Below are 18,859 nucleotides of genomic sequence, written 5' to 3' on the forward strand. Positions count from 1 at the left end.
CTCTCAGAGCGCTCCAGACAACCGGGATTCAGCTGCGCCTGCTCATTTCTTCGCGGAGCTCGTGAGGAATCGGATGATCAGATCGGTGAGGTCGCCGGGCTGTTCCGCGACCATGTTGTGGCTCGCGGCCAGCTCGGTCACGTGAACGGTGCCCGGGAGGTCGTGAAGGTCGCGCCGTACCCCTCGGCGGAAGGCAGCCATGAGCTCACCGCCGTCCATTCCCGCCGGGTCCCGGTCGGACAGGACCACCAGCGCGGGGCACGTCACCGCGCGGAGGAGGGGGATCGCATCGCGAAACTCCGGCGCGTAGCGCAGCGCCGCCAGAGTCTCCGGGCCAGGGCGAAGATAGCTGTGGCCGTCGCAGGTGGTGAGGGCCCTTTGGGGGAGCATCGGCGCCTGCTCGGCGGGGACCGGCCGGCCCATCACCGCGGCCTGAGTGTCGAAGGTGGCCTTGAGCTGGTCGAGGGCCGTCTTGAGCGCGTCCTGCGCCATGCCCGGATAGTTGCCTGGGTCGTTCTCCGCGGACCTGAGGCCGTCGAGGTTGACGATCGCCGGGCATCCGGGGTGGCGTCGCGCCCACATAATGGCGAGCATGCCGCCGAGAGAGTGGCCCACGATCGCCGGACGGTCCAGGCGGAAATGCTTGACCACGGCATCAAGGTCGCCGAGAACCGCGTCCCACTCCCAAGGACCGTCCCCGGACAGCCCATGGCCGCGCAAGTCCATGGCCACGACCCGGTGCCTTCGCGCGAGGAGCGGTGCGAGCGCGTCCCAGGCTTCGAGCGTCCCGCCCAGCCCATGAAGGAGCAATACGGCGGGGCCGTCCCCGCCGTGGTCGCGGGCCGCCAGAGGAGTGACATGGTCAGTGATGGTGATGTCCTGAGGGGACACGCTGCTCCTTTGGTTGGTTGAGCCGGGCGCGTACGGACTCCGTGGTCACCCCGCCGTCGGGATGGCGTTCGAGCTTCGCGCGCTTGACGAGGTCGTGAACCCCCTGGCGGGTGATGCCGAGCATGGCCGCGGCCGTGGCGTACGGCACGGCCGCGGACCCCGGGTGCCCCGCGCGGCGGGCGACGGCCTGCCCGAAGGCTGAACGCCACCACGCCTCTGGCGGGTCGAACGGCTCGTTGCTAGGGAAGGCCGCCGCGATCAGCCGCGCCGCCGTACGGACCGCGAGCTTGTCATCTGGGCCGAGCAGCTGTGCCGCCCATACCTCGGCCTCGATGCGCAGGCGTTTCCGTATCGGCCGGACCTGAGCATCCGACTCGAAAAGGATCTCGAGCGGGTCGACGATCCGGGTTTCCATCAGCCGGACGAGCTCTCCGGCCAGTTCGACGTGCTCTGCCGTACTCGCATGGTTCACTTGACGAACAATAGCAAGTACTTGGCAGAGTATGTCAAGCAGAAAGGAAACGTCGTCCCAGGTCGCCTAGGCTGATCGGCGCCGCCGGCGTAGGCCGGATCGATGGTCGCGCGGTGGCCTGCATCAGTCCGGAGTGGCTGGTGAGGTTCCACACGGGTTATGCCGTCGACGCCGATGACTGGGCCGATGTCTCGGCCCTGTACGAACGGTTCGGTATCTCCATTCCTGGCGACTACCAGCGGTTCCGATAGCGGCACCAAAGAAGCTCCAGCAGGCCATTCCGCTGCCTCTGTTAGCCGGGGTTGCCAGTACCGCCGCGACCGCGCTGGCCAAGGCCCTCGGCAGGTTGTGACCGGCCATCGGGTCTCAGCAAGACCCCGAGCGCGGGCCCTATGCCTCCGATGGTGGTGACCAGCTCCCCGCCCGCTCCACCCGTCGGCGGTGCCGTTGGGGGCAGGTGAGTATTCCTGTGACGCCAGAGACGTCCACCCTTACCGCATGATTACTTAACGTGCACAACTGAAGCTCTAAGTAATCAACGGAGGCGGATACACGTGCACCTCCCCCCACGGCACACAGCACTCCTCGTCGGCACACTCCCCGCCACTGCGGCAGCAGCACCCCCCGGAGGCGGCGTCAGCGCGCGGAAAGGCGCGGTCGGTCCGCAACACCCGCCGAGCGGCGGTGGGTTCGTGGCTGGCGTGGCGCCACGACCGCGGCCACGACGCGCCGGGCGACCGCTCCCGGTGACCGGCGGGTGAGGCGCGGTGCTGAGGACGGCCAGGTGCGACAATGCGCCTGTGACATTGCCGACTCTGGTCATAGTGAGCGGACCGCCCGGTACGGGCAAGACGACGCTGGCTCATGAGCTCGCCCGGATCCTGGGTTGTCCCGCGGTCGTCCGTGACGAGATCAAGCAGGGCATGGTCCTGGCCATCCCCGAGTACGAGCCGAGCCTCGGCGATTGGCTGAACCACCGGACTCTGGGGGCGTTCTTCGGTGTCCTGCGGGTGCTGTTGGAGGCCGGCAGCACAGTGATCGCCGAAGCCGCCTTCCAAGACCGGGTGTGGAGCCCGCACCTGGAACCCTTGACCGGCTTGGCGCAGATCCGGATCATCCGCTGCACGGCCCCGGCAGCCGTCATCGGTGACCGGATCATCCAGCGCGCCAAGCAGGACGTTCACCGAACGGCGCACGCTGACCATACCTTGATCAGAGCGATCGAGGCCGGGCAGCGGCCCTTCGACTCCTTCGTGCCGATTTCGCTGGATGCCCCCACAGTGACCGTGGACACCAGCGTCAGCTACCAGCCGAGCCTCATGGAGGTCGCAGCCTTTATTTCTTCCCCGGGTTGCACCAGCCCGAGCGGTGGACCCCCGGAAGCTGCACCGGCTGGCTGATAAGGAGGCGGACACCTGACCGGCGCTGGGGGCGGCCGCCCACGCCGGTCCGGCCAGCAGGTCGGTGTCGATTTCGGCGGGGGTGACCTTCTTACCGGCAGCGCATTTCAGCCGTCGAGTTCGGCGCCGAGTTTGGGCCGCTCGGCGACCGGCTCCCGCACCGCCCGTTCCTCGTCACCCTGCTCGCCATCACCGGCCTGGGCCTGCTCGCCGCGGGCTGCGCACCGAGCAGGACCTGCGCCGTTCCTGCTTCTACCAGGCGACGGTCTTCGCCGGGTTCTCGGCCGTCTGGACCTGCCTGGCGCTCCTCCTCACCAGTCCGGCCTACGGCCTGGGCGCCCAGGCGGTCGGGATGCTTGCCCTGGTCGGCGGGGCGACCATGCTCTGCACCCCGCTCGCCGGACGCCTGGTGGACCGCCGGGGGCCCGACCCGGTGAATCTCGTCTGCACGCTTGGGGTCCTCGTCTCGGCCGCGGTCCTCGCGGCGGGCGCCCGGGGCGGCGCGCTGGGTCTGGCCCGGAACCTCGTGGCGCTGTACGGCCGAAGGCCCCGGCTCAACGAGGACCCAGCCACGAGCCGGTGTTGACACCCCCGTCGTCCCCTCCCTCGACCGGCTCGGTCGGTCGTGCTTCTGCGTCTGCGCAAATGGTCATTTATGAGAGTTGTGGACTGTCGGCAGGGCGTTTGCCGGGTTCGTCGTCCGGTTCGCTTCCCATGGGGAGAGCCTGGATGGGAAGGAGGTGCGGGCGTTTGGCTGTGCGGCCGTCGCCGGAGGAGCGGCCTCGCAGGCGTCTGCCGAGCCAGGGGCCGAGGAAGGTGGCGGCCCAGCGCAGTTCGGTGGCCGCAGCGCGCCATCCGGAGGGGGTGACCGCCGGCGAAGAGAGCGGGTGGGTCCAGGAGTCGCTGCTGCCTGGAAGTCGGAGCGCGTGGGCGACGGCGGCGGCGATCCGTTCGTGCCCGAGGGGGCTGGCGTGGAGCCTGTCCTGGCTCCACAGTCGCGGGTCGGTGACGACCGGGTGGTGGGAGGTTTCGGCGACGATGACCCCGTGGCGGAGGGCTGCGGCGCGGATGCGGTGGTTGAGGGCGGCGGCGCGGGAGCTGATCGGGCGGGCAAGCGGGGTGATCCTTGCGAGGTCAGGGAAAGTGAGGGTTGCCACGTGGGCGCCTTGTGCGGTGAGCGCGGCGAACATCGCCTCCAGGTGGCCGGCGACCTCGTCGGCGTCGAACCGGGGTCGGAGCAGGTCATTGACTCCGGTGACGACGGTGGCCAGGTCGGGGCGCAGGGCGAGTGCGGGGCCGAGCTGTTCGGCATGGATCTGGGCGGCGAGGCGTCCGCGTACGGCCAGATTGGCGTACCGGAGACCGGAGCTGCCCAGCGCGAGCTGTTCAGCGAGCCGGTCGGCCCATCCACGCAGGCCGGCGATGTCGTCGCCGTCGCCGAGCCCCTCTGTCTGGCTGTCGCCCAAGGCGACGTAGCGCAGGTACTCACCGCTGGACATGAGCTGTCCGCCTTTCCCGCAGGACCGCCGCGCTCTGGCGGCACCAGTCTCGATTGCCCTGCTCGAAGGCGAGGCCGCGCAGACAAGTCAGGTAGGGACCGATCCGTTCACCGTGGCGCAGGAACTCCTCCTCGCTCCTGTCGCCGCGCATCTGCCGCAGCAGCCTGCTGAACAGTTCGATCTTTGCGTCCGCGAAGGCGGCTCGCTCCGTGAGCTGTGCGATCACCTCATCGCCGTCGACGTGGTCGACGGCCTGGACCTTGACGAGAAGGTCGTCACGGATGAAGGAGTGCTTGTTGACGGTTGCCGCGAACCGTTCCAACTCGGCCAGACCGGCCTCGGTGACCTTGAAAAGGCGCTTGTTGGGCCGGGTGTCCTGGACCACCTCCCGGCCGGTGACCAGCCCCTCCTTCTCCAGCTTGGCCAGTTCCGCGTACAGCTGCTGGGGCAGGGCGTGCCAGAAGTTCGCCACGCCCATGTCGAATGCCTTGGCCAGCTGGTATCCGCTGAGCTCCTCGTCCAGCAGCGCCGCCAGCGCGGCGTGCCGCAACGCCATCGAGATGCCCTCCCCCCTTTTTCCCAATGAACCTTTGCTATGTTACTCAATTAAATGACTAATCACTTCCTTGACTATAGGGGCACAGTTATGACTACCGCAGACCACTTCCGGTCCGCCGTCGAACATCGCGATCTCGCCGCTCTGAGCGACCTGTTCACCGACGACATCCGCTTGTACAGCCCGGTGAAATTCACCCCCTTCGAGGGCAAGCCCATGGTCCTGGGCCTCTTCGGCGTCCTGTTGCGCACTTTCGAAGACTTCCGCTACATCGGGCACTTCGACGGCACCGCCCAGACCAGCACCGACGGCACCGAGGCCCCATCGGTCATCCTGCTGTTCCGAGCCACCGTGCACGGCAAGCAGATCCATGGCATCGACCTCCTCCAGCTCAACGAGACCGGCCTGATCAAAGAGTTCACGGTGATGGTCCGCCCGCAGTCCGCGGTCCGCGCGCTGGGCGAAGCGGTCCTCGCCGGCCTCGTCGCCGACGGCCTTGTCCCAGCACCAGCTGATCACTAAAGCTTTGATCATCTACGTGGGGATGGGCGGGGTGGACCACTGTGCTCCGCCATGACGGAAGCGGACTTCCTGCGCACCACTCGGGCGTCCTATGACGCCATGGCCGCCGACTACGCTCAACTCTTCCACGACGACCGGGCGCTGCTCGCCGCCTTCGCCGAGCTCGTGCAGATCGCCGAGACCAGGACGCCCATGTCCGGGCCGAGCGTGCTCATCGACTGCTCGCCGGCGTCGATGAGCGACACCTCCAGGCCGATGTATCCGCCGCCGACCACCGCGGCGCTGCGCGGGTGCCCGGACTCCAGGGCGCGCGGCAGTGCCACACCGTCGTCCAGGGTCTGCACGCCGTAAACACCCTGTGCCTGCGCCCCGGGCAGATCGGGGCGGACCCGGCCTCAGGTCCCGCGTGAGCCGTGTCGGCTGATCTGCCACGCGGGACGGAAGGCAGGGTGGGCACACGCAGGATCATGGCGGTTGCTGCAAAAATTATGCAATTTTTGCGAAGCCTGTCGCACAATTTCACTCATGGTATGCAGGCTTACTGGCGAGGTGACGGTGAGCCGTGTCCTCGACGACAGGCCCGGCGTCTCGGAGGCGGCCCGCGACGCCGTACGGGCGGCGCCCGCCCTCGGACACGAGCGGATCGGAACGGTCCTGGGTCCTCCCGGTCGCCTGTTCTCGCGCCGTGAAGTGGGCACCCTCTCCGCCCTCGCGGGCCACTGGGCCTGATGGGCGTGGGCGGGGTGAGGGAGGCCGCGGCGCCGAACACCTCGCGCGGCGCCGTCGGGGGCCCGTCCGGCCACCCCGGGACCGCCGCTGTTTCCGGTGGCGGCGGCCGCCCAGGCGGGACCCGGCGCTAAAAATCATGGCAAGCAGATGACGTCATCGGTCAGATGCCTGCAAGTCATCGATCATCTCTGCCGCAACAGGTGTGTTGCCGCAGGTCAAAACCGTGTCGCCTCCGTTGCGAGGATGTTGCGGCGCAGTGGCGATTGGCTCACTGTCACTTTTTTGCATCATGTATGACGGCCTCTTGCTAGGCCCTGCACGCCTCTATATGTTTCTCGCAACCGACCCGCCAAGGAGTCCCCCTGTGAAACCCCGCAACCTCTCGATGCTGCTCGCCGCGGGCATCGTCCTCACCGCCGCCGGTTGCGGCAGTGACAGCGGCGGCGACAAGGCCGCTGAGACCAAGCCGGGCACCGCGGCCGCCGACGCCCCGGTCACGATCACCGTGGGCTGCCAGCCCCCCAAGAGCAACCCGTTGGAGCGCACGGCGTGGGACGAGGACGTCGCCGCGTTCCAGAAACTGCACCCGAACATCACGATCGTGAGCAAGGACGCCTTCCCCTGCATCAACCCGGACACCTTCCAGGCGAAGCTGGCCGGCGGCACGATGGAAGACGTCTTCTACGTCTACTTCACCGACATTCAGAAGATCATCGCGGCCGGTCAGGCCGCCGACATCAGCCCGTACGTCGGCAGCGTCACCAAGCTGGGCGACCTGCGGCCCGACGTCATGAGCGTCTTCAAGAGCGGGGACAAGACCTACGGCCTGCCCAGGACCAACTACTCGACGGGCCTGGTCTACAACCGCAAGCTGTTCACCCAGGCCGGGCTGGACCCCGAGTCCCCGCCCAAGACCTGGGCCGAGGTCCAGGCCGCGGCCAAGAAGATCGCCGGGCTCGGCCCCGGCTACGTCGGCTTCGGCGAGTACAGCGCCGGCAACACCGGCGGCTGGCACTTCACCGCCTCCCTCTACGGCCGCGGCGGCGAGATGGTCGGCCCCGACGGCAAGACGGCCGCCTTCAACAGCCCCGAGGGCAAGGCCGTCCTCGAAAACCTCAAGCAGATGCGCTGGACCGACAACAGCATGGGCGCCAAGCAGCTCCTGCAGTGGGAGGACCTGATGCGCATGATGGGCGGCGGCAAGCTCGGCATGATGATCGGCGCCCCCGACGTCGTCCAGTCGGTCAACAACGACTTCAAGGGCAAGTTCGACGACTACGGCGTGACCGCGCTGCCGGAGGCCAAGGCCTCGCTCAGCGGCGGCGACGGCTACATGTTCAACCCCAAGGCGACACCCGAGAAGATCAAGGCCGGTCTCCTCTGGCTGGAGTACCACGAGCTGACCCCGGACCAGGGACAGTTCAACTACGAGCGGAACAAGGGCCAGGGCCGCCCCGTCGGCCTGCCCACCCCCGACCTGTACGGCGACACCGCTCCCGGCAAGCAGATCGTCGAGACGCGCAAGAAGTTCGCCACCGTGCCGGTGGAACACTTCGCCCCCTACGCGGAAGCCTCCACCACGATCCAGAACAAGATCGAGCCGCCGAAGGCCCAGGAGCTCTACGCCATCCTCGACGTGGCCATGTCAGCGGTGCTGACCAGGCAGGACGCCGACATCGACAAGCTGCTCGCCGATGCCGAGGCCAAGGCCAACAAGGTGCTGGCCAAGTCCAGCTGATCCCCTGACACCCGGGGTGCCGGCCCGCTGGCCGGCGCCCCGCCAGTTCACGTCGAGATCGGAAGTCAACCGATGACCACAATGACCGTGCAGGGATCACGGCGGCGAAAGCAGGGGGCGTTCCGGCGCGGCGTACGGCGCAACCTCACGGCGTACGGCTTCCTCTGCGGGGCGCTGATCTGCTTCGCGTTCTTCTCCTGGTACCCGATGGTGCGGGAGATCCTGCTCAGCTTCCAGCAGACGAACTTCGTCGACCCGCCCACCTGGGTGGGGCTGGAGAATTTCCGCACGGTGACCGAGGACTCCGCGTTCGCCGACGCCTGGATCAACACCGCCGTGTTCACCGGCCTGGCACTCGTCTTCGGCTACGCCGTGCCGTTCGTGGCGGCGATCGTCCTCAACGAGCTGCGCCACGCCAAGGCCTACCTCAGGTTCGTGGTGTACCTGCCGGTGATGCTGCCGCCGGCCGTCGGCGTGCTGCTGTTCAAGTGGTTCTACGACCCCGGTCCCGGCCTGTTCAACCAGATCCTGGACCTGGTGCACCTCCCGGCGCTGAGCTGGCTGGACTCCGCCGACACCGCGCTGATCTCGCTGGTCATCGTCTCCACCTGGATGAACCTGGGCACCGGCACCCTGATCTACCTCGCGGCGCTGCAGAGCATCCCGGGCGAGCTGTACGAGGCGGCCGAGCTGGACGGAGCCGGGCTCTTCAAACGGGTCTGGCACGTCACGATCCCGCAGACCAAGCTGATCCTGCTGGTGATGCTGCTGCTGCAGATCGTCGCGACCATGCAGGTCTTCATCGAGCCGTACCTGCTGACCGGCGGCGGCCCGGAGAACGCGACGCTCACCGTCGCCTACCTGATGTACCAGTACGCCTTCAACTTCGGAGACTTCGGCGCCGGCGGCGCGCTGGGGTTGATGCTCATGCTCGTGCTGATGGTGTTCTCCGCCTTCTACCTGCGCATCTCGCGGGACAACCAGAGCTAGGGAGGCAGCAGCACCCATGTCGAACCTCACCGTTCAACCGAGCCGCCCGGCCCCCGCCGCGCGACCGGGCTCCGCCCCGGCCAGAACCGGGCGCAGCGCCCGCAGGCGTCGCGGGAAGGAGCCCGCGCCGCAGTTTCGCGGAGTGGTCTCCCCGCACACCCTGAAGTCCCCCCGCGGGCGGGTGATCTACTGGATCGTCCTGGTCGCGGTGGTGGTGGGCTTCACCGTCGCCTTCGTGTTCCCGCTCTACTGGATGGTCACCGGCGCGCTGAGGTCACCCGAGGACCTCGCCCAGATGCCGCCCAGCTTCTTCCCCGAGTCGCTCGACTTCGAGGTGTACGCCGAGGCGTGGGACCAGCTCAACCTGGGCCGGTTCCTCGGCAACACGCTCCTGTACGCCGGCGGCGCCCTGCTGTTCACGCTGGCCATCGACGTCACGGCCGCCTACGCGCTGTCCAAGCTGCGGCCCGTGCTGGGCAACCTGGTCCTGGGGCTGATGCTGGCCACGCTGATGATCCCGCCGATGGTCATCCTGCTGCCCGCCTACCTGACGGTCAAGGACCTGCCGATCTTCGGCTGGGACCTGCTGAACACGCCGTGGGCGATCTGGCTGCCCGCGGCGGCCAACGGGTTCTACATCTTCCTGCTCAAGCGCTTCTTCGACTCGATCCCCAGGGAACTGCTCGAAGCCGCCCAGATCGACGGCGCCTCCGCGACCCGGATCCTGTGGTCGATCGTGCTGCCGGTCTCCCGCCCGATCATCGGCGTGGTGTCCATCCTCTCGGTGGTCACCGTCTGGAAGGATTTCGTCTGGCCGCTGCTCGTGCTGCCCGACAGCGAGAACATGTCGATCAGCGTCGGCATCGCCTCACTGTCGGCCCAGATGCCGCAGAACGTCCTCATCGCCGCACTGGTCATCGCGAGCCTTCCGGCCATCATCGTCTTCTTCGTCTTCCAGCGCAGCATCATGGCCGGCCTGACCGCCGGCAGCCTCAAGGGCTGACCTCGTCACCCACCTTCAACCGCAAGGAGTTGTCCCAGCATGTCTGCAACGTGGTGGCGGGGAGCCGCGATCTACCAGGTCTACCTGCGGAGTTTCGCAGACGGCAACGGCGACGGCATCGGCGACCTCGCGGGCCTCCGGGCACGCCTGCCGTACCTCTCCGACCTGGGAGTCGACGCGATCTGGCTCAACCCCTGGTATCCCTCGCCGATGGCCGACGGCGGCTACGACGTGGCCGACTACCGCGACATCGAACCGTCCTTCGGCACCCTCGCGGAGGCGGAGAAGTTCATCGAGGAGGCGCACGCCCTCGGTATCAGGACGATCATCGACATCGTGCCCAACCACGGCTCCGACCAGCAGGAGTGGTTCGTCCAGGCGCTGGCGGCCGGACCCGGTTCCGCCGAGCGCGGGCGGTTCTGGTTCCACCCCGGCAGGGGCGAGCACGGGGAACTGCCGCCCAACGACTGGCAGTCGATCTTCGGTGGCCCCGCCTGGACCCGGGTGGCCGACGGCCAGTGGTACCTGCACCTGTTCGCTCCCGAGCAGCCCGACTTCAACTGGACCAACCCGGAGGTCGTGCAGGAGTTCCACGACGTGCTGCGGTTCTGGTTCGACCGGGGCGTGGACGGCATCCGGATCGACTCGGCGGCCGTACTGCTCAAGGACTTCGACAGCATTGAGGAGTCCTACACCGACCACGACGGGGTCCACGACATCTACCGCGCCTGGCGGCGGATCGCCGACGAGTACGGCGAGCGGATCCTGATCGGCGAGGTGTGGCTGCCCGACCAGGAGAGGTTCGCCCTCTACCTGCGGCCCGACGAGATGCACACCGCGTTCAACTTCGACTTCCTGGCCTGTGCCTGGGACGCCGCCGCGCTGCGCCGCTCGATCGACACCACGCTGGCCACCCACGCCCCGGTCGGTGCCCCGCCGACCTGGGTGCTGTCCAACCACGACGTCCCGCGGCCGGTGACGAAGTACGGCCGGGCGATCACCTCCTTCGACCACGGCGAGCGCCGTGACGGAGCGCCCTCCGATCCCGTGCTCGGCGAGCGCCGGGCCAGGGCGGCGGCGCTGCTGGCGATGGCGCTGCCCGGCAGCGTCTACATCTACCAGGGCGAGGAGCTGGGTCTGCCCGAGGTCGACGACATCCCCGGCGAGCTGCGCCAGGACCCCATCTGGAACCGCTCGGGGCACACCGTCCCCGGCCGCGACGGCTGCCGGGTGCCGCTGCCCTGGTCCGGGGACGCGCCTCCCTTCGGCTTCGGCGCCGGTGAGCCCTGGCTGCCGCAGCCGCCCGCCTGGAAGAGGCTGACGGCCGAGGCCCAGGCGGGCGACCCCGCCTCCATGCTCTCCCTCTACCGCGAGGCCCTGCGCCTGCGCCGGGAGGAGCTCGGCGACGGCACGCTGAACTGGCTCGACACCACAGACGAGGTGCTGGCCTTCACCCGCGAGTCCGGTGTCACCTGCGTGGCCAACCTCGGCCTCGAGCCGGTACGGCTGCCGCCCCACGACGCCGTACTGCTGGCCAGCGGACCACTCGACGGCGGGGAACTCCCCTCCGACACCGCCGTGTGGCTCCGCACGACCTGACCGTCCCGTGAGGTCGCGCCGTCCGGCGCGACCTCACGGCGCCCGCCCCCGTGCGGTGGCGGGCGTCCGCCACACCGGCCACGGGCAGGGAGGTGGAGACCAGAAGGTACGCGGCGGCCTCGGTGCGGGCCCGCCGTACGGACCGGCCCGGTGCCTGCCCCAGGTGTTTGAGGAACAGCCGGGTCAGGTGCCGTTCGCTAGACGGCGGGTGTGGCCGAGGATCAACGGATTGCCGGCCGCCGCCTCATGCCCGATCCCCCTGACACGAGAAGCGTGTCGAGCGGGCCGGTGATCCGTTCGAGTGCTTCCTGGGCATGGAGCGTCAGCCCCGTGGCGCAGGCGATGTTCCCGCTGATGCTGGTGGCCATGCTCCGGCGCCGAGAGGAGTACCTCGGATGCGCGGGCTGAGGCCGTAAGACGGCCGGCGGACTCACGACGCGCGGCCCGGCGGCAGCACGAGAGCACGGTGGTCCGGTGGCATCGGCCGGGGACTGTCGGAGGCCTGTGCGATGTTGGCGGCATGACCCTCTTCGTCTACCGCAGCCACTACGAGGGCCCGCTCAGCAAGCGGGTCCGCCGTCTTCCCGACGCCACGGTGCTCGACTGGTTCCGCCGCGGCTGGGCCGCCGTGGTGGAGGAGGGCCACGACACCGAGATGTGGATCACCGCCGAGCTCGGCGGGCCGGTCTACGGGTTCGGCTCGATCTTCGAGGCCGCCCGCCGGGACGCGCTCGCGGCCCCGGGCACCTGGCAGGAGCTGCGCGATCTCCTGCGGCGGCATCTGTACGTCGAGGGCGAGGTGCGGGCGGACGAGCTGAGCGTGCGGGTGCTGACCGACGACGACGAGGTCGAGCTCGCCTACTTCTTCCTCGACGACTCCCTCATGGAGACGCACACGGATCGCCTCGCCTACCTGGCCTACGACGGCTGGCCACTGCCCGAGAAGGCCGATGAAGCGGTGCCCGGCCCGTTCGTCCCGCCGGTCCCGGTCGAGGAGCTCGCACCGGCCCGGCCCGGGGGAGAGGGCGTCACCTACGCGGTCCTGCTGACGTTCTGCGACAGCGAGAGCATCGGCGGGCTGGTTCCGCGGTCCTTTCCCGGAGTTCGGCTGCCGGAGCTGGCCGCCCACCTGCGCGCGCTCGAACCCCGCGTGGGCGGCTGGCCCCGGGAGCTGCTGGTGCTCCGCGCGCTGACGGCCCCGGCCGACGACGAGATCGGCCAGGCGCTGAACCGCTGCAACGGGTGGCCGGACACGGAGCAGTCCTTCCTCGGCGATCACCACTCCCTCCACGACGACTCCATGCGGGTGCTGGAGACCGCCGAGCTCGAGCAGGGCCGCGACCCGGGCAGGACCCTGGTGCGTCACTCCCGTCACCTGGCCCAGATGTCGATCCATATGAACGACTTCTTCGGTCACCAGCAGTGGTTCCTGTTCGACGACGTATGGGCCGCCGGCCACGCCGGCCTCGCCGGATCCCTCCTGCGCTACGCCCACAGCTGGGATCCGTTCGAGGCCGGCGCCCAGGAGTAGTCGGCGGCCGTCGATCTGCGCACTGGGCCCACCGCCGTTGACGAACAGTGAGCTGATGCGATAAGCGGGATCGGTCGCCGGACGCCGGAGCACGGCGATGCCGGATCAGGCATTTCCCTTTCCGGGGTTGTCAGGCTGTGGCGCGGCACGTACGAGGACTTCGCCGAGCCGCTCTGCTTGGTCAGGGGTGCGGCGTAGGGGTGGGCGGTGGGCGGTGGGCCCAGGTGGCCCAGCGCCAGAGCCACTCGAGGGGGCCTTGGCGGTATCGGCGCAGCCAGAGGGCGGAGAACAGCCACTGGATGGTGAGGATGGCGGCGGCGATCAGGAACACCGTCGTCAGGGACCAGTTCTGCGGCAGGCCGCCGATCACGTGGCTGATCGCCAGAACGAGGATTGTGGCGGTCAGGTAGTTGGTCAGTGCCATCTGGCCCAGCGGTGCGAAGACGGCCTGCAGCGCCGGTCGGAGCGGCGTCCTGAGCAGGATCAGCAGGGCGCATATGTACACGCCCGCGAGCAGCAATCCGGCCACGGCGAACGAGAGGCTGAAGTCCGGGTCGCCGCTCTGCGACCCGGCCTGCCACCACAGGACGGGCGCCGCCACCGCCGCGAGCACCAGGCCCAGTACGGCCGGCACTCGGGTGGAGCGCTCGATCAGGTCGATCACCCCGTACCGGGTCAGTGCCGAGCCCAGCAGGAACAGCCCGGGGACTACCGCGAAGAAGCCGCCGGCGAAGATCAACGATGTCGGGATGAGCGCGGCGGCGAGGCCGGCCACGGCCCACCGCGGCAGCCAGGTCGAGGGCAGCAGCACCAGCAGGCCGACGATGGCGTAGATGGTCAGGATGTCGCCCTGCCACAGCAGCACGTGGTGCGCCAGGCCGATCGCGAGCAGCGCCAGAAGCCGGCGTAGCAGGAGCAGCCGCGGGCGAGCGGTGCGGTCCGCGGCGGAGCTCAGCAGCAGCGAGAACCCGATGCCGAACAACAGGGAGAAGATCGGGAAGAAGCGCTGCTCGACGAGCAGCCCCATGGGGTCGATCAGGCCGATGACCCGGCCCTGCGGGATGTGCATAGGGCAGTCCGTCAGAGCCTGGCGGCTGCCGGAACGCTTCGTCAGGCCCTCGGGTTTCAGCACCGGAGGGAAGATCTTCATGTGGCATGGGCCTCATCCTGCGAACCCGGCTAGGAGCCGGGCACCGGTCGAAAGCAGGGTTGCACCGTTTGGCGACGGTACTTTTGGCCGGTTCGGCGCGCGGTAGAGATCTCCTAGCCTGAACGGTGTGAATGTTCGGGAGGGGCTGGCCGGGCTGACCGGGATCGCGGCCGACGTCGGGCCATCGCCGAGAAGGTGCGCCGCGACGAGCGCCTGAAACTGGCCAGGGAACTGCACGACGTCGTCGCCCACCACATCACCAGCATCGTGCTCCAGGCTCAGGCGGCCCAACTCGTCGCCCGCAAGCACCCGGAGAAGGTGGAAGGCTCCCTCGCGGGCATAGAGGCCACCGGCTCCGACGCGCTGGCCGCAACGCGCCGCGTCGTCGGCCTGCTGCGCGACGCCGACGACGCGGTCCCCGCCATGCCCGGACCCGAACAGCTCAGCGAACTGGTCAAACGCTTCCACGGCCACGGCCCCGCGGTGCGCCTGCGGTTGCCTGCCGACGGATCGGTGTGGCCGCCCGAAGTGACCAGTACCGTCTACCGGGTCGTCCAGGAGTCGCTGACCAACATCTCCCGCCATGCCCCGCACGCCCGCTCGGTCACGGTCAGCGTCGCTCAAGATCGGGAGTCTGTCACCGTCGAGGTCGTCGACGACGCCCCGCCGGTCCCGGCCCGGTACCACCATCACCGCGGCGGCTACGGCCTGGTCGGGATGCGCGAACGCCTCGAGGCCCTCGGCGGCACGCTGTGCGCCGGCCCGCGCCGCGGGGCCGGCTGGCCCGTGCTCGCCACCCTGCCCGTCCCTGCGCGGAAGCGCCGATGACCATCAGGGTGCTGCTGGCCGACGACCAGGCGATGATCCGCGCCAGTCTGCGGATCATCCTCGAGGACCAGCCCGACATCAGCGTGGTCGCCGAGGCTTCGGACGGCGCCGAGGCGGTCGCCTTGGCCCGGAGGCTGCGCCCGGACGTGTGCCTCGTGGACATCCAGATGCCCCGCCTCGACGGCGTCGAGGTCACCCGCGTCCTGGCCGGCCCCGGCGTCCCCGACCCGCTCCGGGTGATCGTGGTCACCACCTTCGACCTCGACGAGTACGTCTGCGGCACGCTGCGCGGCGGGGCGGTCGGATTCGTCCTGAAAGACGCCGGCCCCGTCCTGCTCGTCGAGGCCGTCCGGGCCATCGCCAGAGGCCGCACCAACCAGGAGATCGCCGACGAGTTGTTCATCTCGCTGAGCACCGTCAAGGGCCACATTCCCGGCATCCAAGCCAAGCTCGGGGTGCGCAACCGGGTTGAGATCGCCGGCTGGGCCTGGGAGAACCGAATCGTGGGGACCGCATAGCGCCGGCGAGGACGCCGCCCGGAGCAGGGGCAGCAGTGGAAGCCAGGACGGCGCGAGCGGCCGCTTGCCGGCGCGGTTTACCGGCCCGGCCGCCCGCGGGGCCGGCTGGTCATCCAACGCTTTCCTGGGTGGGTTCTCGCCCGCCGTGCAGCGGGAGCCGCGCCGTCACCTGCCACTCGGAGTCCACCGGCCCGGTCTCCAGCTGTCCGCCCAGCAGCGTCACCCGCTCCCGCATCCCCGTCACCCCGCGGCCGCCGGTCCGCCCTGCCCGCCGCCGGATCCGGTTACGCACCCGCACCTCCAGGTGGTCATCGTGTACGGCCGCCGTCAGCCGGACCGGTCCGGAGCCGTGCCGGATGGCGTTGGTCAGTGCCTCCTGGACGATCCGGTAAGCCTCCCGTGACACCAGCGCGGGCAGCGTGACCAGCTCGCCGGTGATCTCGGTGGTGGCGCCGGTGGAACGGATCAGCTCGGGCAGGTCGGCCAGGGTCCTGGCCGGGGCGCGGCCGTCGCTCTCCTCCTCGCGCAGCACGCCGAGCACGTGGTCCAGGTCTTCCAGGGCCGACCGCGCCGACTCCTCGATCGCCGACAGCGCGGCACGTGCGGCCTGCGGATCCCGGTCGAGCACCCGGCCGGCCGCGCCGGCCTGGATGATCACCACATTGAGTGCGTGCCCGACCGAGTCGTGCAGTTCCCGGGCGAGCCGGTTACGGGTGGCCAGGTGCCGGGCCCGCTCCTCCAGCGCCGCCAGCCGGTCGGCCGGTGCGGGTCCGAGCAACGCCGGCGCCAGCCGTGCCAGCAGCGCTCCGGCGCCCGCCGCCGCGTAGACGAGCAGCACGAGCGCCACCACCGCCGCCACAGGTCCCCACACGCTGCTCCACCCGGCCTTCAGCGTCGCGCCGAACATCGCTAGCGGGTCGCCCAGCAGGGGCAGCAGCGACAGCCAGGCCGCGAACGGCACCAGCGCCAGCGTCGTCCCGGCCATGACGGCGCCGACCGCCAGGTGCAGGGTGAACCAGGCGGCGGTACGGCGTCGCTCGGCCCAGGTCCTGCCCGGCCGGGAGGGGGAGGGGGCGATCTCGGCGCCCAGCAGGCCCCGTGCGGCGGTCAGCTCCAGCGCGCGCACCGGCAGGAACAGCCCGGTCAGCGCGATCAGGGGGAGCACGCTCGCGAAGACGACGGGCTGGGGGGACAACAGCGTGTAGTCGGCCGTCTCCGGCGGTCTCAGCAGCCCCGAGAGCACCGTGCCGACCATCATGTACGGCATGGCCAGCGCGCCGCCCAGGATCAGGCACGTCCACCTGAGATAGGTGGACGGGCTGGTCAGCGGAGCCAGGATGTGTCTCACCCGCCCGATTCTTCCAGCGCGAGAGGACGGGGCCCTCCCGCTGCGGAGGGACCGCCTCCCTCCGGCGGGGGAGAGGTCGGTACGCTCTGCCCGGCGGAACTGTGATTCGGGGGCTTGGCGTGGACATCGTGGAAATCGTCCTGCTGCTCGTGGCGGCGGCAGGGGCGGGATGGGTCGACGCCGTGGTCGGCGGGGGAGGGCTGCTGCAGCTTCCCGCACTCATCATGGCCGGTCTCTCGCCCGTCCAGGCGCTGGCCACCAACAAGTTCGCCGCGATCTTCGGCACCGCCTCGGCGGCGGTGACCTACGCGCGCACCACCAAGATCGACTGGCGGGTGGCGGTACCCGCCGGGCTGGGCGCGGTGGCCTTCTCCGGGCTCGGAGCGTCGGCGGCGGCGGCGATCTCCAAGGACGTGCTCATTCCGTTGGTCATGGCCGTCCTGGTGGGTGTGGCGCTGTTCGTCACCCTCCGTCCGGCCTTCGGTGCCCATCCCCGGTCCCATCTGCGCACCCGGGCCAGAAGCCTGGCCGCGATCGCCGTCACCGGCGCCGGGGTCGCCTTCTACGACGGCATCCTGGGGCCGGGCACCGGCACCTTCCTGATCATCGCCTTCACGATGATCCTCGGCATGGACTTCGTGGCCGGCTCGGCCCACTCCAAGATCATCAATTCCTGTACGAACCTGGGTGCCCTGGCGGTCTTCGCCTACCAGGGGCACGTGCTGTGGCTGCTCGGACTGGCCATGGCCCTCTGCAACATCGCCGGCGCCCAGCTCGGCGCCCGGATGGCCCTGCGCCGGGGGGCCGGGTTCGTGCGCGCCGTACTCCTCTGCGTGGTGGTCGCGATGGTGGCCAAGCTCGGCTACGACAGGTTCCTCGCGTGACCACCCACTGATCTACTTTGTAAAGCGCGCGGGTCGGAGTGCGAAAGCCGCTACTGCCACAAAAGCCGCCAGCAAGGCAGGGATGGCCAGGGCGCGTGGCAGACCCACAAGCGCGGCCACGCTGCCGATCAGCACCGGACCGGCGAGGAAGCCCACATAGGACAGGCTCGCCACCCGGGCCAGAGCCTGTCCGGCGCGGGCCGGATCGCGGCGTCCGGCGGCGGAGAAGACCTGCGGGACGATGCACGACAGGCCCGCGCCGAAGCAGCCGAAGCCGATGACCCCGGCCACCGGGTGGTCGATCAGCAGAGCGGCTCCGAGTCCCGCGGCCGCCAGCAGGCCGCAGCCGCGCACCAGTGTCACCGGGCCCAGAAGGGTGGTCAGCCGGTCTCCGGCGAGACGGCCGGCGGTCATCATGATGGAGAAGGCGGCGTAGGCCGCCGCGGCGAACCCGGCCGAGCTGCCGAGGTTGTCCCGCAGGTATACCGAACTCCAGTCCGCCGCGGCCCCTTCTCCGATCATGCAGCAGATCCCCAGCACGCCCAGAAGCAGCAGGCCGCGGTCGAAGCCTCCGGTGCCGGGGGCGCCGTCGGTGACGGTCTCCGTGGAGGGCTCCGCGGTAAGGGTGAGCGCCCAGCGGGAGGCCCACAGCGCCAGCGCGGCGATGATGGCCGCCACGATGGCGAAGGTGAGCGCGGGGGTGAGTCCGGCGTGTGCGAGCAGCCCGCCGAGGGCGGCGCCGAGGAACCCGCCGATGCTGAACACCGCGTGGAAGGAGGACATGAGCGGCCGTCCCGTGGCCTGCTCGACCTCGACGGCGTTGGCGTTCATCGCCACGTCGAGGACACCGTGCACCACGCCGAAGGCGAACAGCGCGATCGCCAGGGTGACCAGGTCCGGCATGAAGGCCGGGATGACCAGGACCACGCTCTGCGCGAAGGCCATGGGCAGCATCACCTTGACGCTGCCGTAGCGGTCGATCAGACGGCCCACCACCTGCATGCCCGTGATCGCCCCGGCGGCGATGCCGAGCAGTCCGAGGCTGAGCCGGCCGTCGCTCAGCTCCAGCCCTTGTTTGATGGACGGGACCCGTGCCGTCCAGGTGCCGATGGCCATGCCGGCCAGCAGGAAGAGCAGGCAGACCGCGATCCGGCCGCGGACGAGCGCACCACGATCGAGGGTGGTGACGTGCATGAGGGGG

General features: G+C 69.6%; 21 protein-coding genes. 13 read left to right on the forward strand and 8 right to left on the reverse strand.

What is annotated here, in order from left to right:
* Positions 1-42: 42 nt before the first annotated feature.
* The gene (locus FHR32_RS37920) at positions 43-891 is read right to left on the reverse strand and encodes an alpha/beta fold hydrolase (RefSeq protein WP_221466776.1); all 849 of its coding nucleotides are present in this window, start codon (positions 889-891) and stop codon (positions 43-45) included.
* Positions 863-1,363, reverse strand: a complete 501-nt coding sequence (locus FHR32_RS37925) for a hypothetical protein (RefSeq protein ID WP_184759290.1) — start codon at positions 1,361-1,363, stop codon at positions 863-865. Before FHR32_RS37925 ends, FHR32_RS37920 begins: the two co-directional genes overlap by 29 nt.
* A 113-nt stretch (positions 1,364-1,476) precedes the next feature.
* Here FHR32_RS37925 and FHR32_RS37930 point away from each other — a divergent pair, with 113 nt between their 5' ends.
* The 3 genes from FHR32_RS37930 (at position 1,477) to FHR32_RS45405 (ending at position 3,349) form a co-directional block, all read left to right on the forward strand.
* Positions 1,477-1,614 carry a hypothetical protein gene (locus FHR32_RS37930; protein WP_184759291.1) on the forward strand — a complete coding sequence of 46 codons (138 nt, stop codon included), beginning with the start codon at positions 1,477-1,479 and terminating at the stop codon, positions 1,612-1,614.
* A gap of 573 nt (positions 1,615-2,187) precedes the next feature.
* Positions 2,188-2,763 carry an AAA family ATPase gene (locus FHR32_RS37935; RefSeq protein WP_221466777.1) on the forward strand — a complete coding sequence of 192 codons (576 nt, stop codon included), beginning with the start codon at positions 2,188-2,190 and terminating at the stop codon, positions 2,761-2,763.
* A 352-nt stretch (positions 2,764-3,115) separates the two neighbouring features.
* Positions 3,116-3,349 carry a hypothetical protein gene (locus FHR32_RS45405; protein WP_246468410.1) on the forward strand — a complete coding sequence of 78 codons (234 nt, stop codon included), beginning with the start codon at positions 3,116-3,118 and terminating at the stop codon, positions 3,347-3,349.
* Between the two features lie 67 nt (positions 3,350-3,416).
* Here FHR32_RS45405 and FHR32_RS37945 read toward each other — a convergent pair whose 3' ends face one another.
* Together FHR32_RS37945 and FHR32_RS37950 are read right to left on the reverse strand one after the other, a co-directional pair.
* Positions 3,417-4,262, reverse strand: a complete 846-nt coding sequence (locus FHR32_RS37945) for an SGNH/GDSL hydrolase family protein (RefSeq protein ID WP_184759292.1) — start codon at positions 4,260-4,262, stop codon at positions 3,417-3,419.
* Positions 4,249-4,818 carry a PadR family transcriptional regulator gene (locus tag FHR32_RS37950; RefSeq protein ID WP_184759293.1) on the reverse strand — a complete coding sequence of 190 codons (570 nt, stop codon included), beginning with the start codon at positions 4,816-4,818 and terminating at the stop codon, positions 4,249-4,251. The genes FHR32_RS37945 and FHR32_RS37950 overlap by 14 nt, the downstream gene beginning before the upstream one ends.
* A gap of 90 nt (positions 4,819-4,908) precedes the next feature.
* Here FHR32_RS37950 and FHR32_RS37955 point away from each other — a divergent pair, with 90 nt between their 5' ends.
* Positions 4,909-5,340, forward strand: coding sequence for a nuclear transport factor 2 family protein (locus FHR32_RS37955; protein WP_184759294.1), 432 nt, complete (start codon positions 4,909-4,911; stop codon positions 5,338-5,340).
* A gap of 116 nt (positions 5,341-5,456) precedes the next feature.
* Here FHR32_RS37955 and FHR32_RS47550 read toward each other — a convergent pair whose 3' ends face one another.
* Positions 5,457-5,684, reverse strand: coding sequence for a hypothetical protein (locus FHR32_RS47550; protein ID WP_345004189.1), 228 nt, complete (start codon positions 5,682-5,684; stop codon positions 5,457-5,459).
* Between the two features lie 181 nt (positions 5,685-5,865).
* Here FHR32_RS47550 and FHR32_RS37965 point away from each other — a divergent pair, with 181 nt between their 5' ends.
* The 6 genes from FHR32_RS37965 (at position 5,866) to FHR32_RS37990 (ending at position 12,930) form a co-directional block, all read left to right on the forward strand.
* Positions 5,866-6,069, forward strand: a complete 204-nt coding sequence (locus FHR32_RS37965; protein WP_184759295.1) for a type 1 periplasmic-binding domain-containing protein — start codon at positions 5,866-5,868, stop codon at positions 6,067-6,069.
* A gap of 364 nt (positions 6,070-6,433) precedes the next feature.
* The gene (locus FHR32_RS37970; protein WP_312882890.1) at positions 6,434-7,807 is read left to right on the forward strand and encodes an ABC transporter substrate-binding protein; all 1,374 of its coding nucleotides are present in this window, start codon (positions 6,434-6,436) and stop codon (positions 7,805-7,807) included.
* Between the two features lie 72 nt (positions 7,808-7,879).
* Positions 7,880-8,797, forward strand: a complete 918-nt coding sequence (locus tag FHR32_RS37975; protein WP_184759296.1) for a carbohydrate ABC transporter permease — start codon at positions 7,880-7,882, stop codon at positions 8,795-8,797.
* Positions 8,798-8,813: 16 nt separating this feature from the next.
* Positions 8,814-9,800 carry a carbohydrate ABC transporter permease gene (locus FHR32_RS37980; protein WP_184759297.1) on the forward strand — a complete coding sequence of 329 codons (987 nt, stop codon included), beginning with the start codon at positions 8,814-8,816 and terminating at the stop codon, positions 9,798-9,800.
* Between the two features lie 39 nt (positions 9,801-9,839).
* Positions 9,840-11,399, forward strand: a complete 1,560-nt coding sequence (locus FHR32_RS37985) for a glycoside hydrolase family 13 protein (RefSeq protein ID WP_184759298.1) — start codon at positions 9,840-9,842, stop codon at positions 11,397-11,399.
* 520 nt (positions 11,400-11,919) lie between these two features.
* Positions 11,920-12,930 carry a hypothetical protein gene (locus FHR32_RS37990; protein ID WP_184759299.1) on the forward strand — a complete coding sequence of 337 codons (1,011 nt, stop codon included), beginning with the start codon at positions 11,920-11,922 and terminating at the stop codon, positions 12,928-12,930.
* Between the two features lie 181 nt (positions 12,931-13,111).
* On the opposite strand, the gene FHR32_RS37995 is transcribed toward FHR32_RS37990, so the two are convergent.
* Complete coding sequence (locus FHR32_RS37995; RefSeq protein WP_184759300.1) at positions 13,112-14,080, reverse strand: DUF418 domain-containing protein; 969 nt, start codon at positions 14,078-14,080, stop codon at positions 13,112-13,114.
* Positions 14,081-14,275: 195 nt separating this feature from the next.
* Between FHR32_RS37995 and FHR32_RS38000 the strand changes: the two genes are divergently transcribed.
* Together FHR32_RS38000 and FHR32_RS38005 are read left to right on the forward strand one after the other, a co-directional pair.
* On the forward strand, positions 14,276-14,908 hold the full coding sequence (locus FHR32_RS38000; protein ID WP_312882891.1) for a sensor histidine kinase: 633 nt from the start codon (positions 14,276-14,278) through the stop codon (positions 14,906-14,908).
* Complete coding sequence (locus tag FHR32_RS38005; RefSeq protein WP_184759301.1) at positions 14,905-15,426, forward strand: response regulator transcription factor; 522 nt, start codon at positions 14,905-14,907, stop codon at positions 15,424-15,426. Before FHR32_RS38000 ends, FHR32_RS38005 begins: the two co-directional genes overlap by 4 nt.
* Before the next feature lie 109 nt (positions 15,427-15,535).
* Here FHR32_RS38005 and FHR32_RS38010 read toward each other — a convergent pair whose 3' ends face one another.
* Positions 15,536-16,774: a sensor histidine kinase gene (locus FHR32_RS38010; protein WP_312882892.1), complete on the reverse strand. Its 1,239-nt coding sequence runs from the start codon at positions 16,772-16,774 to the stop codon at positions 15,536-15,538.
* Between the two features lie 119 nt (positions 16,775-16,893).
* Between FHR32_RS38010 and FHR32_RS38015 the strand changes: the two genes are divergently transcribed.
* The gene (locus tag FHR32_RS38015) at positions 16,894-17,658 is read left to right on the forward strand and encodes a TSUP family transporter (protein WP_184759302.1); all 765 of its coding nucleotides are present in this window, start codon (positions 16,894-16,896) and stop codon (positions 17,656-17,658) included.
* Positions 17,659-17,670: 12 nt separating this feature from the next.
* Here the strand turns inward: FHR32_RS38015 and FHR32_RS38020 are convergent, their stop codons facing one another.
* Complete coding sequence (locus FHR32_RS38020; protein ID WP_184759303.1) at positions 17,671-18,852, reverse strand: MFS transporter; 1,182 nt, start codon at positions 18,850-18,852, stop codon at positions 17,671-17,673.
* Between the last annotated feature and the right edge of the window lie 7 nt (positions 18,853-18,859).

It is taken from the genome of Streptosporangium album, assembly GCF_014203795.1.
GTDB lineage: Bacteria > Actinomycetota > Actinomycetes > Streptosporangiales > Streptosporangiaceae > Streptosporangium > Streptosporangium album.